Genomic DNA, 13,771 nt, shown 5'->3' with positions numbered 1-13,771 from the left:
AGTTCCTTCAATGGTTCATGACGCTTCATTGCTTTAAATCAGGTTATGAACGATGTAGCTTACGCTCTGACAGTGTTTGGGCGTCAACGGCCTCTTAACGCCACTCTTGCAAAGGGTTATAAGCGATCAGATACTGTAACTCATTGACCTGGATAGTTTTCAGACTGATTGGTTCGGTAAGTGGTAACATGAGCCCGGCCTCAACCATATTCAGCATAGACGCAATCTGGTCAGCTGGTGCCTCAACTGATATGCTTGCGCGGTATTGTTTTTCAATCGCAATCTTATCAGCTTTGTTAACTAATTTCAGCTGCCATGGCTTATCAGGTTTAAAACCATTCTCTATCGCTGTGTTTCGCAAATCGAACAGATATTCCTTTACCTGAACATTGATCATCCTGTATGTCTTCAATCTTTTTTCTTCTTGTTAATCGCTAAATTTTCGTTTGACGTCGTTTTTTTACCGGCCTGGTAATCTGAAACCGACTTGTTACCGCCAGTGCCGGGTGCTTTTTTGACATTTTTAATGCCTTTGTCTTTGCTCATAGGTTTGTTTTTTTATTTTGCAACACCGGGAAAACCCTGACAGGAGCTGTTCTGCACCCACACTATTGTCAGGACTTAACAAAAAAAGCACCCGCTATTATTGACGGATGCTTCTGCGAATTTGATATGGTGATAGTTAGATTACTTTAACATTAATCGCATTAAGGCCTTTACGGCCTTCCTCTACATCGTAAGCGACTTGATCGTTATCACGGATCTCATCGATTAAACCTGTAGCGTGAACGAAAATTTCATTCCTGTTGTCATTTTGTGAAATAAATCCAAAGCCTTTTGCGGCATTAAAAAATTTCACGGTTCCTTCTTTTTGCATTATATCTTTTTTAATAAGTACGCAATATACAAATTAAATACTGAAATTTATTTTTAATTTAAATTATTTAACAAAAAATTAAATTATCAGATCTTAGTCGCATTTTCCATTATAAACAACGGGCGAAGAGCTTTGTTACCCCTATGCTCAACTTGTGAGCGATTCTTGCAGTTTTTTTAACTTTAACAAATTTCGATCTTGAATTTAATGGTGAATGATGTTTTAAATCGCAACAACGTAAATGTAGTTGGTAACGGAGCCCAGGTTATGCTGTTTGCGCATGGTTTTGGCCGCGACCAAAATGCCTGGAAGTTTGTAACTGAAGCCTTCACCGATGTTTATAAAGTGGAACTGTTTGATAATACAGGTTCAGGCAAGTCCGATATCAGCCTGCATAATTCGGATAAATACAGTAAACTCGACGGTTATGCTCAGGGTATCATCGAAATCTGTCAGGCTTTAAATCTTGATAATGTCTTTTTTGTTGGTCACTCTGTAAGCAGTATGATTGGCTTGCTTGCTGCCATTGAGAAACCGGAATACTTTTCCAAACTGATTCTTTTAGGACCTTCACCCCTTTATCTGAATGCCGAAAATTATAATGGAGGTTTTGCGCAAAAAGACCTGGAAGGATTGTTCGAATTTATGGAAAACAATTACCTGGGCTGGTCAAGCGCGATGGCGCCGGCTATAATGGGTAACCCTGGGCGACCCGAACTGGGCGAATTTCTGACAGATAGTTTCTGTTCTACCGATCCGAACGCCGCCCGAGATTTTGCGCGCGTAACTTTCTTTTCAGACAACCGCGCCCTTCGGGATCAGCAGAGGTTGCCGTTGATCCAGTTTTCGATGTCGTAACCTTCCGCATGGCCTGCTTACGATCATCACAAAAGTTGGAATACATATTTATCAATTATAACCTGTCATCTGGCGATACGCGTTTTAAAATATAGGATAGCAGGGCGGCGAAGAGCACATAGCCCGCGAAAATAAAATAACCAGGCTGCAGTGAGGTGCCATTGACGGTGACAACGTTCAATGAATCAGTGTGGATATTCAAATCCTTGAGCTGGCTTTTCAGGATGCCGTTCAGACCGATATAGGTCATCAGCATACCGACGATCATCACATCGGACATGTCCCATTTACCCAGCTCGAACGTGAGGTACCGGACGATGCCCTTACGGCCTGTCTTTTGGGGGCTGAGTACGTATATGCCTTTGGCGATCAGGCGCAATAAGGGCAGAACCAGTATGAACAACAAAATGAGCACCCCAACCAGGATGGCATCAGGTTTGGATTGCGCGATGAGGGTTTCGACGATCCCTGTGATACTTTTGCTTTGATAAAAAAGCACCTGATTTTTAAATTCTACCCTCCCGTTCAGGAGTTCGAGGTCCAGCGACTGGATACGTGCATCCACCTCGATGACCGGTAACAGGCCACCGGTAACGAGCATCACGAACGCGAACAATAATGCGAAAATGAATAAGGGTGTTTGCAGGTGCACCTGCCTGCGCAGGGTAAACCACAATACCAGCGCCGCCAGTACGCAGCCAAGCATCACGCAAACGTATTGGATGAGTTGTATTTTCAGGACAGCGAGCCTTTGATCAATACGCTGGTTAAAGGTAGCCGGATCAGACACCTTGTATTTTTTATAGACATATTTGGTGACCGTGTAATTGGCCACACTCACACTGTCATAGATCTGGCTCGTCAACTGATCGACCTTGCTCCCGGCGATGTTTTTCAGGCGTTTTTCGCTCTCCGGGCTGCTGATTTTGGCCACAATGGTTTTGGCAAAAGGCCTGACCTGGGCCTGTAGTTCGGCAGAGTCCACCAATGTATTAAAAGCCAGTTTTTTCAACTTGCCACCCAGTCCTTTCTGCGGCTGGTTGATCCCGGCTACCGTTTTACTCACCAGTTCATGGATTTCCTTTTCAACCATCAGCAGGAGATCTTTTTGCTGCGTTTTCGTGATATGATAGTCCTGGATCTGGTTGCTCAGCACATCGGTGATCCGGTCACGCCACTGGTCGATGGAGAATAAACCGAAGGTCACACTGTTGGACAGGCTGTAATCCTCTTTAACCTGCTCGCGTTCGGCGGAAATACCAGCCAGCCGGTAACCTGAATAAGCGGCCCCGCCCAGCAACATACCAAGCCCGGCAAGCAGGATGACATTTAAAACGGTATATTTCTTTTTAATGGCTGTCATGAGGGGTAATGTATTTCAGGATAGTAGATAGGATCAGTCCATACAAGACGAAACTAATAAAGATAATATAGCCAGGTTGCAAAGCCGTGTTATTGGTGGTGATCAGCGTCAGTTCCTGGCCGCGGATATTGAGCATGGCGAGCTGTTTGTCCAAAAGGCCGTTCAATCCGATATAGGTCATCAGTATGGCGATCACGATCACGTCGGCCATACTCCATTTCCCTGACTGGAAAGCGAAGTATTTGATCACCTTATTTTCCGCTATTTGCCGCTTGCTTAATAAATGAATACCTGTAGATGTAAGTTTCATAACCGGAAAAAGGATACTGAAGCAAAGTATTAGTATACCGACCGCGATAGAGTCGGCAGCGGGCTGCTTCATTAAGACCTCGACAACGCCCAGGATGCTTTTACTTTCATAAAAAAGCACCTGGTCTTTAAAAGAAACATGTTCGCCCAGCAGCATAAAATCCAGCGTTTTGATTCGGCAGTCCACCTCGATCATCGAAGCGCTCAATCCCACCGCCAGTAATACAAAAGCGAATAACAACGACAGGATGAATAGCGTCCCATGCAGTTCGGTTCGCTTGCGCAAAACCCACCATAAAGCCAATACAGCGAGGATACAGCCGAGCATCAGGAAACAGTAATGATACATAGCCACACGGATCTCTTCCAGCATCCGGTCCAGTTTTTCATTTAATTGTTCTTTGGAATGAACCTGGTATTTGCGGTACATCCGGTCAAAGAGGGCGTGATTAACCCGCAAAGTACTGTCTATGCTTTCAGTGTGCTGCAGCTGGGTAAATTTACCCATCGCCAGGTTGCTCAGCTTATTCTTTTGATTCGGGTTGTCAGCCTTGGCGATGATCTTCCTGGCGAAATCCGGAACCTGCGCCTTGATCTTATCGGTTTTTACAAAAGTTTTGATAGCCAGTTTGCGGATCTTTCCGGCCAGGCTTTGCGGCTTCTTTTCCACCATGACTTCGGCTTTGTTGATCAGCGCATAAAGTACAGACTCCACTTCTGCTTGTAGTTCTTTTTTTTGTTTGGGCGTCAGTTTGAAATGTTTCACCTGCCTGTTCACGATCCCCGCGACCTCGTCCCGCCATTGATCCACCGACAATAGTCCGTAGGATATATTATTGATCGTGGAATGATCCAACTTGATCATTTCCTGCCTGGCCGATAGGTCGTGTAACCGGTAACTGAAAAACCCCTCAAAGCCGAGCAGAATGGAGAGCCCGAGGATCAGTAGTAACTGGGGTAAGTATTTTCGAATAGCCAAAGTAAATTGTAAAAAATTCGCGTGATCATTGGATCGCTATTCATACATATAATATCATGCCATATCTTTATACAGGATAGAGGCGGAAGGTTTCCCTTGTTTCTGTACTTTTTTCCGAACAAACTTTCAGATCAAACGGTTCCCCAAAATCTCCGCCCGCTCTCTGGTTTATCAATATTGATCAGTCAGTGACACTGCTGTTAAATCCAGCCACAAATTGCTCAAGCCCAACTTGCTGATCAGCCACTCCTGTCCCGGCGACTAAGAATTAGCTATAATAACACAGGTTCGTATAGACCGTCATGAGATCTGTTTATCCTGCGGCAGGCAAACCGACAGCATGTTTTGTCTGTATAGTTCATGCAAAATACTTGTTCATCCAAATTTAGGCCATTCGAAGTCAGAGCGAAAATGCCATGGCGTCTTTTTCTGCCAGGGAAGTCTCAAACGATAGCGTTTACATCGAAGTCATGTTATTATTCCTGAACAGGCGCCTGCTTTTGATCAGCGAGCCGAGCCCTATCTTAAGACATAATATTCCGGGATGCAAACCGGTAATATTAACGCCGGCTTTATAAACAGCTGAACTATTAAATTTGAACGGGTACACTAAACCAGAACGTTGAGCCTTTCCCCTCCTGACTTTCGACTCCTATCTTACCGTGATGCCGCTTGACGATTTCTGAACAAATGTACAATCCGAGTCCTAAACCCGCAAAGTGCGTGGATGATTCCTGAACACGATAAAAGCGGTCAAACAGAAATTCACGTTTATTCTCAGGTATACCTATTCCGAAATCGTTGACCTTTACGCAGAATTGCCCACCGGCTATTCCGCATTGAATTTCAACCCGATCATTATTGGGCGAATATTTGATGGCATTGGTCAGAAAATTATTGATCACCTGTTCCAGGCGGGCCCGGTCGGCAGTAATCTCGGCCCCCTCCGCGTATTCAAAGACCAAGTTATGGGCACCACCCTGTACCCGAACCTCCTCAATACTCTCGCGCACCATAGCTATTGCATCAAATCGCCCGTAGTTCAATTGCAGCTTGCCTTCCTGAATCTTGGTTACGTCCAGCAGATCATTCAGCAATACAGTAAGTTTACCGGTTTGTTTTTCAGCTTTGTCGATGAAAGATACCATTGGATCTTTCCTATCCATCCGGCAGTCATGCGCTGTAGAATTTGCAACGAACCTTTCAGACTGGTAACCGGAGTTTTCAATTCGTGGCTCGCAACGCTCATAAACTCATCCTTTTTACGCATTAGTTCCTCCGTCACTGCCTGGGCATTGATGAGGTTATTTTCGGTTTCCTTTTGTTTGGTGATATCAATGATTGATCCCACCAGGCGATAAGGTGTACGAAATTCATCTTCGAGTATACTCCCCCGGTCAAGGATATAAGCATAATCAACCCACCTTGCGTTTAATCAGCAACGTTGCATTTGCTTTCAAAAAGCTTGATAGCTTGAATTCAGCAAGGAGAGCTAATAGGGAAGGATCACCCTTTGCTTTCCTGAGCTGCGGCCTGATCGCCTGCCGCTATTTCAAAAGGCTGCAATTCAGTAAAACAGCGTTGTAGCCCAGTCAATATCCACTCATAGTCTCATCCGGCATTGGCTCGTGTAGGATGACCCAAGGACTATATCGTAGAAAAGTTAAACATAGTTCAACCCTCGTTTCGCCGGGCTTCCAGAACTGCAATCAAAGTTCACTTGAACATTGAAGTTTACTCTTATAGCTCCAGCTACTTCTTTTGTATAAGTAAGATAGAGTAAAAAATTCAAAGCAATAAAATACTGATTATTCAGGATTGGTCAGTTGTAAATATTTAATAGATTTATTGATCCTCGATGTCATTTTTGTATTAATTCCTATGTCTTTCACAAATCTCAGCTGGTTAAAATAAACGAAATGAGTCACTTAAGGACTAATTCTCCATCCTACAAACGCTATAGTTGCGTCCAGATAAATTCATCTTTCGATTTGATGATTAAATGTTGTAATAACCAATGTCAAAAAATGATTACCAACTAGTAAGAAAGCAAAAAATCACTCCAGAAACAGCCGTGAATTTGCTTAAATCCTACGGCACTGAAATAACGCTCGATGAGGCTCGAATCATTTTGGTTATCATGTACAAATTCGCTAAATTGTCAATAGAACAGCAAAAAAAGCTGATAACCGGCAATAAGCAAGATTTAGAGATATGAAAACAGCAATTCTATATATACGTGTTAGTACCGATGAACAGGCCGACAAAGGTTTTTCACAAAGGGACCAGGATGAGCGACTTAGGCAATATTGCGAACGTAATAATATAATAGTCGGACAAGTTATTTTTGAAGACCATTCTGCCAAAACATTTGATCGACCCGCCTGGAATAAAATGCTGTCCAATCTCAAGCAAACTAAAGGCAAAGCACATGACAAATTGATATTTACCAAATGGGACCGCTTTAGCCGGAACACAGCAGACGCTTATGGAATGATTAGCGTATTGATAAAATTGGGATTGCAACCCATTGCAATCGAACAACCCCTCGATCTCTCCATACCAGAAAGCAAGATCATGCTTGCAGTTTACCTTTCAATGCCCGAAGTAGAAAATGACAGAAGAGCGTTAAATGTCAAATATGGCATGAGACGAGGAAAAAAAGAAGGACGTTGGATGGGCAGGGCGTTGCCTGGTTATATCAATAAAACAAGGGAAAACGGTACAAAATATATCGCATTTAACGAACCAGAATCTGCCCACATGAAATGGGCATTTGAACAAATTGCCGAGAACATCTTCGCTATTGAGAACATATGGGCCATGGCGCGACGTCGAGGGCTGAAGTGTTCCAGAAATAGTTTCTGGGAGGCGATAAGAAATCCATGTTACTGTGGCAAAGTCATAGTTCCCGCATTTAATGATGAACCTATGACCATAGTACAAGGTGTACACGAGGCATTAATTTCCGAAAGTCTATACCACGAAGTCCAGGATGTTTTAATTGGCCGGAAAAGAGATTTGGCTATTAAAGCGGTTTGTCCGAAAAATTTACCATTACGAGGCTTTCTGTTATGTCCTGAATGCTCCCGAACATTGACAGGCAGCGCGTCAAAAGGCCGGACTGGATACTATTATTATTATCATTGTAAAGCGCCTTGTAAAGTCAGACTTAAGGCCGAAGAAGTAAATAAATCATTAGAGCATGAATTAATGAAATTCGTGCCCAAACCAGGTGTAGCAGAATTATACACTGCGATTGTTCGCGGCGAATACGGCGATACCCAGGCAATCTATATTACTGAGCGAAAAAAAATTATAGAACAGATTACCGAACAAAACCATCGGATGACGAGGCTGCGAGAAATGCTGTTGTCGGATACAATTGATAGTGCCGATTACAAATTAATGAAAGCAGAGTGCGAAACTAAAACATCATCGTTAGAAGCTAACCTTGCTGATTTATCAAGTTTCTATGAACTGGATATCGATATTGAAAATCTAATAGAGAATGCAGTAAATAAATTAAAGGATCTCATTTATTTATATCGGTCAGCTGATATAAAAGGTAAACAATTTATAATTGGTTCGATCTTCTCAAAAAAATGGCGTTTTTCAGAAATTAAAGGTCGAACCGTCGAAGTAAACGAAGCAGCAGCACTTATCTACCACATTAACAAGACATTACAACAAAAAAAAACCGGAGTAAAAACGAATTATCGTGATTACTCCGGCAAAGTACCCAGAGCCGGAGTCGAACCGGCACGGTTTCCCACAGGTGTTTGAGACCAGCGCGTCTACCAATTCCGCCATCTGGGCATTTTTGTAAGTGTATTCCCTTACAAGCGGGCTGCAAATGTAGACAAACTCTCTTTAATTCGCAACAAATATTTTTGTTTATAGTAAATATTTGCAATTTCTATCAGGCGGCTTTCTTTGGCTGTATCATCCAATTGCTCATAGTCACCGGTCAGTTTTGCTAACTCTTCATTCATATCCCCTTCAATAGCAAGCGTTTCTGAAGTTATTGATGCTAATTCCGTCGCGTCCTCCACTTCCATGAGGCGTTCGTTGATATCCATCATTTCCATTAAAAAATCTGCAGGTAATTGTGGCTTTGCCCCCTCAGATACCAGGTCGTGCAGCTTTAAAATGTATTCTAAACGCTTGGCCGGGTCGCCAAGTGCATGGTAAGCCTTGTTATTTATGGTAGATAGCTCCAGGATTTCCTGTTGTTTTGCTTCATCCTCATTTGCATAAAAATCGGGATGATATAGCTTGCTTAGCTCATAAAACTTTTTCTTCAGCAAAGCCTGGTCAACCTTAAAAGATTCCGGGATGCCGTAAAATTCAAAATAGTTCATAGCGGCAAAGATAACTATTAACAAATTATCTGTACCGCTATGAATTTCATGTTAAGGTAAGTTATCGGCTATTCATCGGGCCTTTGAGGTTCGCTTTCGTTGTTTTCCTTTATTATCGTTTTAGAATATTCGTCAGCAAACAGTTTCCTGTCTTTAGTTAAAGTGGGGGCTACTCCCAATATACCTATACCGGCAACTGCCAATATCATAAACACAACAAGCCCGCAAAGCCTTATGAGCTTTTTAATTTTTTTCATTTTGATAGCATAATAAATAACAGGCGCAGTCCTTATAAAGGCTAACACCCTGAATAATTAATAAGGAAAGGGATTACCAACTGGCAATCAATAAGGAAAGATTATGCTATAAAAGAATGACCGTCATCAGCGCTGGAATGGTAAGTCCTGATGAAAAAAAGGTTTTTGACTGGCTTATTTGACATGAACAGTATAAATAACTGTTTAATGTCAATATCTATTTCCCTGCTATGCAAAAGACTTAAAGATTGCAGATTGTTAAATTGGGAGTTTAATTGGCTATCTCTGCGGGCTACTTTTAAAGCCGCTTTGTATGAAATTGATTTGGAGCTCTGGTTTCGTGAAACAGCAACCAAGGTTGTATCTGCTTTATTAAACCGGTTAGCTATTTGAATGTTAAGCCCCGAAAAGGTAAAAAAGCCGAGTATTAAAATGGCCGTCAACAACCATTTAGATAAGAAGCTTTTTTCCGGGTTAAATTTCATTTAATAAAGATAGCGATATCGTTCCATAAAAAAGGCCCCTGCGAAAAATCACAGGAGCCAGCCCATACATCTGAAAAAAAATCTTATTTCATGTAATCTTTGTCCAAAAACAAATAACGCGCACGGTTAACTTCTGGCTTTTCTTCGCTCTTTACATCAATATTCATGAATTTAACATGGTTGTTATCAGTAATAGCCGACCATTTAGGTAATCCTGCACCATTAGGGTTTGCCTTTTTAATAAAGTTGGCAAAATAGTTTTCCATGGTTTCAGATACCTTAAAATCATCGGGAGTCCATGCGTAAGTTTTATTACCCGCAAGGTTGCCCATGGCGTACTCAATTTCTGAAGCGTGCGCGGCCCCAACAGCCGACGGCATTTTAGGAGCAGGTTTTGCGGCATCGCCTTTAACTACACCACCTGCAAGCCCAGGAGTCGCGTTACCCATTGAGGCTACCATGGCCGGGCGTACACGTGAAAACAGGTAACGGTAAACAGGCTTCCCTCCTGTTTGCACCTGCAGATCGGCCCATTTCCAGGTGCTGTACACAATAAAACGATCGCTTGACAAATCGGTTGCCACTTTAATTACTTCCTCATCATTAGCTGCCGGATATAGTTTCAATGCTTCTTCTGCCCTATCTCCATATAGTTGCTTCAATGTTTTAGTATAATTTTCAAGCGTTGGCGCATCGCCGCGCATCATAAATTGAAATGGCACTTCGGCCGAATTCCAGCCTACCAGCAAAGGCACTTTAGCCTGCTCGCCGGCCATAAATATTTCGGGCAGTGATTTTGGCAGCAGGTAATTATCAATAGTTGCCGACATTGGCGGGGTGCCGGGTTTAAAAGCATCATTTAACAATTGCTCGGCAGGTATAGCTCTCAAATCAGCCAATGTATTGGCTTTTTCATTTGTGGCAAACTTTACACCGTTCTGCTCGGCATCAGCCAACGGGATAGGGAAAAGTGTTGGTTTAATGCCTGCGCCACTTTCACCAATAGCGCCGGCAATCAGGTCTTTTGACAAAGGTGAAGCCATTTGCACCGACACGGAAATTGATCCTGCGGATTCGCCTGCAATGGTAACCCGTGTAGGATCGCCGCCAAAGGCCGCGATATTTTTTTGTACCCAAAGTAAAGCCTGGTGCTGGTCAAGGTAGCCATAATTACCCGACGAGTGATTTGGCGATTCTTTCGTTAATTCAGGATGCGAAAAGAAACCGAAAACACCAAGCCTGTAATTTACAGTTAAAGCAACAATTCCTTTTTTGGCCATGCTCTCGCCGTCATAACGCGACTCTGATCCATCACCAGCCATTAAACCACCACCATAAAAGTAAACCAGCACAGGCAGCTTTTCTTTAGATGATTTTGCAGGTGTCCATACGTTAAGATATAAACAATCTTCACTCATACCTGATGTCCGGAAACCCATATCGCCAAAAATTGGCTTTTGCATAGGATTATGGCCAAAATGGTCGGCTTTTAATGTGCCTTCCCAGTTTTTGACAGGTTGAGGTTCTTTCCAGCGTAAATCGCCAACAGGTGGCTGCGCAAATGGAATCCCTTTAAAACTTAACACGTTCGATGCTTCGCGGGTACCTTCAAGCGCGCCATTCTCAACGGTGGTTTTGTTTGCAGATAGCTGCGCCATTACCCTCACCGAGGCAACCTGTGCAAGCAACAGCATTACTAAAATTGGTTTCTTCATTATTGGTTATTTGGTTTGTAGCGTGCGGATAACAATACAAAAGGAACCACAATCCTTATTGTAACATAATGATACAATAATAAATTATTTAATCTCACATTTCAAATTTTTTTGTTACTTGTGCAATTATTTTTTTCAGGACCTGCATGAATAAAGAGTTTGAACAACAGGAAAGTAATATTAGTGGCGAAGGTTTTTTACCCGGTTTGGCTATTGATACCGTTATATTTGGGTTTCATGATAACCAGTTAAAGGTATTGCTGCTGTCATACAAAAACTCTTCATTATATGCGCTGCCCGGCGGTTTTATTCATGACAATGAGGATGTAAACCAGGCAGCGCGCAGGGTATTGGAAAGCCGCACGGCTTTAACCAACATTTACCTGGAACAATTTTATGTATTTGGCGACTACAGTCGTTATGACCCTACACCACTTAAAGCAATTATGCATGCCAGGGGCTACATCGCGCCCGATAATCACTGGCTCCTGAAACGTTTTGTATCAATTGGCTATTACGCGCTCGTTGACTTCACTAAAGCGGTACCGTCTCCTGATGATATATCTGACAGTTGTGATTGGTATAGCCTTGATGATTTGCCGGTTTTGATGCAGGACCATCGGCAAATTATTGAAAAAGCCCTGCAAACGCTGCAAAACAACTTGGATCAAAAACTGATAGGCTTTAACCTGCTTACAGACGAATTTACAATGGGCGATCTGCAGTCGCTTTATGAAACCATCCTGAATAAAAAACTGCTCCGGGCGGCATTTCAGCGTAAAATGCTGGGGCTGGGTATTTTGGAGCGGATAGCCAAAAAGTGGACCGGCGGGGCTCATAAAGCCCCTTACCTGTACAGGTTTATATCAAACAAGGTTACGGCAGATACCATGTAATACTACAATTACGTGTAAAATTACATGTCGCAATTTACCCCTTAATATGTCTTAATAGCCCCTCCTATATTAAGTTACATCCTGTAACTTTACTTTACAAAATCACTCAATTATAAAACAAAAACAATCAAGCAACATGTTAGTCGTAAATCCTTATTTAAACTTTAACGGTAATACCGAAGAGGCGTTTAACTTTTACAAATCAGTTTTTGGAGGCGAGTTTGCCGTGGTTATGCGTTTTAAAGATGGACCTGAAGCATCAAAACTTGCCGAAAAAGACCAGAACAAACTTATGCACATTGCTTTGCCCCTTGGCCCGGGCAATATGCTGATGGGTACCGATGCCTTGGGTGTTGAAGAAGGAGGTATGGGTTTGGTAACCATGGGCACTAACTTCTCGCTTACCATCAGCTGCGAATCAAAAGAAGAAGCAGATAGGTTTCATGCAGGTTTATCAGCAGGCCAGGAAGGTGGCGGCCCAATGCGCGAAGAGTTCTGGGGCGATTACTTTGGTTGGGTTAAAGATAAATTCGGGATTAGCTGGATGATCTCATTCAATCCAAACCGTCCGTAATTATTTTAATAAAATAAGGGAATGGCAATATTATTCCATTCCCTTACTTACATTCTTTTATCTCCATTAAAAGTACACAAAACCAAAACTGATGATGGTAGAAGTTTTTAAAACCAACGTAAACAAACGGCGCCAGGCCAGCAGGCTTTTGGATGCCATTCACAAAGCATTTGGAAACCATAAAGCCAATTTTGACCTGGATGATTGCGACAAGATATTGCGGGTGCAATGCGATAGCGGCACTTTATGCGCAAAATCGTTAATCAGCTTTTTGAATGATTTAGGTTGTCGTGCCGAAGTTTTGACGGACTAATCTCCTGTTTTGAAAAACAAAATATTTAAAAGTAAGGTAGTATCATTAATATAAAACCAATTGTTATGTTAGAAGAAAGCAAAGCATTCAGCGGATTTTCGGTAGATGACCCGGCAAAAGCAAAGGCGTTTTATGCTGGTGTGCTTGGTTTAAATGTAACTGAGATACCCGAAATGGAGGGCCTGCTTAACCTTAATATCAACGGTAGTACGCCGATACTGATATATACCAAACCCAACCACACCCCTGCTACTTTTACCATTCTGAACTTCCCGGTTCTTGATGTAGAAAAAACAGTTGATGAACTCAGTGCCCGCGGAGTTAAATTTGAAATTTACGATCAGGAAAATTTTAAGACAAACGAAAAAGGAATATTTCTTAGCGGCGGCCCAAAAATAGCCTGGTTTAAAGATCCAGCCGGGAACTTCTTATCAGTAATAGAAAAATAACTTCTCATTTACCTGTAAGCAGGTATAATTTAATCCCACTTTGGGGAATAACAGCTACCCGCCGTGGGAATAAATTCCTCGGCATTACTATTAACTTTCCGTTAATTTCTCATTTTTTTCACAACTATTCTTCACAAAACCCGTATAAAAGCCCATCAAGGCCATAATTACGATGGTTTTTTATTTGAGGAATGTTTTTTGCCTATAATTACAATGTAAAACAAATGGCAAAAATTGCTGAGCTGTTTATTTTTATACTTAGCTATCATTTAAAACAGCTTACAATTTCGTTTCTTTAACATTAATAATATTTATTAATTTATATTTTTTAA

16 protein-coding genes and 1 tRNA gene are annotated in these 13,771 nt (G+C 42.1%); 6 read left to right on the top strand and 11 right to left on the bottom strand.

Annotation, left to right across the window (positions count from 1 at the left end):
* Positions 1-94: 94 nt before the first annotated feature.
* From DEO27_RS07875 to DEO27_RS07870, 3 genes are all read right to left on the bottom strand, one after another.
* Complete coding sequence (locus DEO27_RS07875; protein WP_146750019.1) at positions 95-412, bottom strand: hypothetical protein; 318 nt, start codon at positions 410-412, stop codon at positions 95-97.
* Positions 409-546 (bottom strand): hypothetical protein, encoded by a 138-nt coding sequence (locus DEO27_RS31365; RefSeq protein WP_190295347.1) that lies wholly within the window; start codon positions 544-546, stop codon positions 409-411. Before DEO27_RS31365 ends, DEO27_RS07875 begins: the two co-directional genes overlap by 4 nt.
* A 136-nt stretch (positions 547-682) precedes the next feature.
* Positions 683-877, bottom strand: coding sequence for a cold-shock protein (locus DEO27_RS07870; protein WP_091211783.1), 195 nt, complete (start codon positions 875-877; stop codon positions 683-685).
* Between the two features lie 207 nt (positions 878-1,084).
* Between DEO27_RS07870 and DEO27_RS07865 the strand changes: the two genes are divergently transcribed.
* Positions 1,085-1,735 carry an alpha/beta fold hydrolase gene (locus DEO27_RS07865; RefSeq protein ID WP_223818188.1) on the top strand — a complete coding sequence of 217 codons (651 nt, stop codon included), beginning with the start codon at positions 1,085-1,087 and terminating at the stop codon, positions 1,733-1,735.
* Between the two features lie 55 nt (positions 1,736-1,790).
* Here DEO27_RS07865 and DEO27_RS07860 read toward each other — a convergent pair whose 3' ends face one another.
* The 4 genes from DEO27_RS07860 to DEO27_RS07845 all read right to left on the bottom strand — a co-directional run bounded on the left by DEO27_RS07860 (position 1,791) and on the right by DEO27_RS07845 (position 5,737).
* Positions 1,791-3,098 (bottom strand): paraquat-inducible protein A, encoded by a 1,308-nt coding sequence (locus DEO27_RS07860; protein ID WP_112570245.1) that lies wholly within the window; start codon positions 3,096-3,098, stop codon positions 1,791-1,793.
* Positions 3,085-4,386, bottom strand: a complete 1,302-nt coding sequence (locus DEO27_RS07855) for a paraquat-inducible protein A (protein ID WP_223818187.1) — start codon at positions 4,384-4,386, stop codon at positions 3,085-3,087. The genes DEO27_RS07860 and DEO27_RS07855 overlap by 14 nt, the downstream gene beginning before the upstream one ends.
* A gap of 590 nt (positions 4,387-4,976) precedes the next feature.
* On the bottom strand, positions 4,977-5,552 hold the full coding sequence (locus tag DEO27_RS07850; protein WP_112570243.1) for a sensor histidine kinase: 576 nt from the start codon (positions 5,550-5,552) through the stop codon (positions 4,977-4,979).
* The gene (locus DEO27_RS07845) at positions 5,477-5,737 is read right to left on the bottom strand and encodes a histidine kinase dimerization/phospho-acceptor domain-containing protein (protein ID WP_112570241.1); all 261 of its coding nucleotides are present in this window, start codon (positions 5,735-5,737) and stop codon (positions 5,477-5,479) included. Before DEO27_RS07845 ends, DEO27_RS07850 begins: the two co-directional genes overlap by 76 nt.
* A gap of 863 nt (positions 5,738-6,600) precedes the next feature.
* Here DEO27_RS07845 and DEO27_RS07835 point away from each other — a divergent pair.
* Complete coding sequence (locus DEO27_RS07835) at positions 6,601-8,172, top strand: recombinase family protein (protein WP_112570660.1); 1,572 nt, start codon at positions 6,601-6,603, stop codon at positions 8,170-8,172.
* On the opposite strand, the gene DEO27_RS07830 is transcribed toward DEO27_RS07835, so the two are convergent.
* From DEO27_RS07830 to DEO27_RS07815, 4 genes are all read right to left on the bottom strand, one after another.
* A tRNA-Leu gene (locus tag DEO27_RS07830) sits at positions 8,126-8,205 on the bottom strand. The genes DEO27_RS07835 and DEO27_RS07830 overlap by 47 nt on opposite strands.
* Before the next feature lie 20 nt (positions 8,206-8,225).
* The gene (gene hscB / locus DEO27_RS07825) at positions 8,226-8,750 is read right to left on the bottom strand and encodes a Fe-S protein assembly co-chaperone HscB (RefSeq protein WP_112570237.1); all 525 of its coding nucleotides are present in this window, start codon (positions 8,748-8,750) and stop codon (positions 8,226-8,228) included.
* 68 nt (positions 8,751-8,818) lie between these two features.
* The gene (locus tag DEO27_RS07820; RefSeq protein WP_112570235.1) at positions 8,819-9,007 is read right to left on the bottom strand and encodes a hypothetical protein; all 189 of its coding nucleotides are present in this window, start codon (positions 9,005-9,007) and stop codon (positions 8,819-8,821) included.
* Between the two features lie 568 nt (positions 9,008-9,575).
* The gene (locus DEO27_RS07815) at positions 9,576-11,207 is read right to left on the bottom strand and encodes a carboxylesterase/lipase family protein (RefSeq protein WP_112570231.1); all 1,632 of its coding nucleotides are present in this window, start codon (positions 11,205-11,207) and stop codon (positions 9,576-9,578) included.
* A gap of 146 nt (positions 11,208-11,353) precedes the next feature.
* Between DEO27_RS07815 and DEO27_RS07810 the strand changes: the two genes are divergently transcribed.
* From DEO27_RS07810 to DEO27_RS07795, 4 genes are all read left to right on the top strand, one after another.
* A complete protein-coding gene (locus DEO27_RS07810; RefSeq protein WP_112570229.1) occupies positions 11,354-12,103 on the top strand; it encodes an NUDIX hydrolase in 750 nt (249 codons plus the stop codon).
* A gap of 136 nt (positions 12,104-12,239) precedes the next feature.
* Entirely contained in the window at positions 12,240-12,677 is a 438-nt protein-coding gene (locus tag DEO27_RS07805; protein WP_112570227.1) for a VOC family protein, read from the top strand.
* A gap of 91 nt (positions 12,678-12,768) precedes the next feature.
* Entirely contained in the window at positions 12,769-12,990 is a 222-nt protein-coding gene (locus DEO27_RS07800; protein ID WP_112570225.1) for a hypothetical protein, read from the top strand.
* 65 nt (positions 12,991-13,055) lie between these two features.
* Entirely contained in the window at positions 13,056-13,439 is a 384-nt protein-coding gene (locus DEO27_RS07795; RefSeq protein WP_112570223.1) for a VOC family protein, read from the top strand.
* Positions 13,440-13,771: the final 332 nt, after the last annotated feature.

This window comes from Mucilaginibacter rubeus (assembly GCF_003286415.2).
Classification (GTDB): Bacteria; Bacteroidota; Bacteroidia; order Sphingobacteriales; family Sphingobacteriaceae; genus Mucilaginibacter; species Mucilaginibacter rubeus_A.
Note: the sequence above shows the minus strand (reverse complement) of the source record. Positions and strands in the feature narration are given on the sequence as shown.

Bases quoted from the DNA above. Each gene is read 5' to 3' on its own strand.
- DEO27_RS07820 (WP_112570235.1), bottom strand. From the start codon at position 9,007: ATGAAAAAAATTAAAAAGCTCATAAGGCTTTGCGGGCTTGTTGTGTTT.
- DEO27_RS07870 (WP_091211783.1), bottom strand. From the start codon at position 877: ATGCAAAAAGAAGGAACCGTGAAATTTTTTAATGCCGCAAAAGGCTTT.
- DEO27_RS07860 (WP_112570245.1), bottom strand. From the start codon at position 3,098: ATGACAGCCATTAAAAAGAAATATACCGTTTTAAATGTCATCCTGCTT.
- DEO27_RS07800 (WP_112570225.1), top strand. From the start codon at position 12,769: ATGATGGTAGAAGTTTTTAAAACCAACGTAAACAAACGGCGCCAGGCC.
- DEO27_RS07850 (WP_112570243.1), bottom strand. From the start codon at position 5,552: ATGGATAGGAAAGATCCAATGGTATCTTTCATCGACAAAGCTGAAAAA.
- DEO27_RS07795 (WP_112570223.1), top strand. From the start codon at position 13,056: ATGTTAGAAGAAAGCAAAGCATTCAGCGGATTTTCGGTAGATGACCCG.
- DEO27_RS07835 (WP_112570660.1), top strand. From the start codon at position 6,601: ATGAAAACAGCAATTCTATATATACGTGTTAGTACCGATGAACAGGCC.
- DEO27_RS07815 (WP_112570231.1), bottom strand. From the start codon at position 11,207: ATGAAGAAACCAATTTTAGTAATGCTGTTGCTTGCACAGGTTGCCTCG.
- DEO27_RS31365 (WP_190295347.1), bottom strand. From the start codon at position 546: ATGAGCAAAGACAAAGGCATTAAAAATGTCAAAAAAGCACCCGGCACT.
- DEO27_RS07810 (WP_112570229.1), top strand. From the start codon at position 11,354: ATGAATAAAGAGTTTGAACAACAGGAAAGTAATATTAGTGGCGAAGGT.
- hscB (WP_112570237.1), bottom strand. From the start codon at position 8,750: ATGAACTATTTTGAATTTTACGGCATCCCGGAATCTTTTAAGGTTGAC.
- DEO27_RS07805 (WP_112570227.1), top strand. From the start codon at position 12,240: ATGTTAGTCGTAAATCCTTATTTAAACTTTAACGGTAATACCGAAGAG.
- DEO27_RS07865 (WP_223818188.1), top strand. From the start codon at position 1,085: ATGGTGAATGATGTTTTAAATCGCAACAACGTAAATGTAGTTGGTAAC.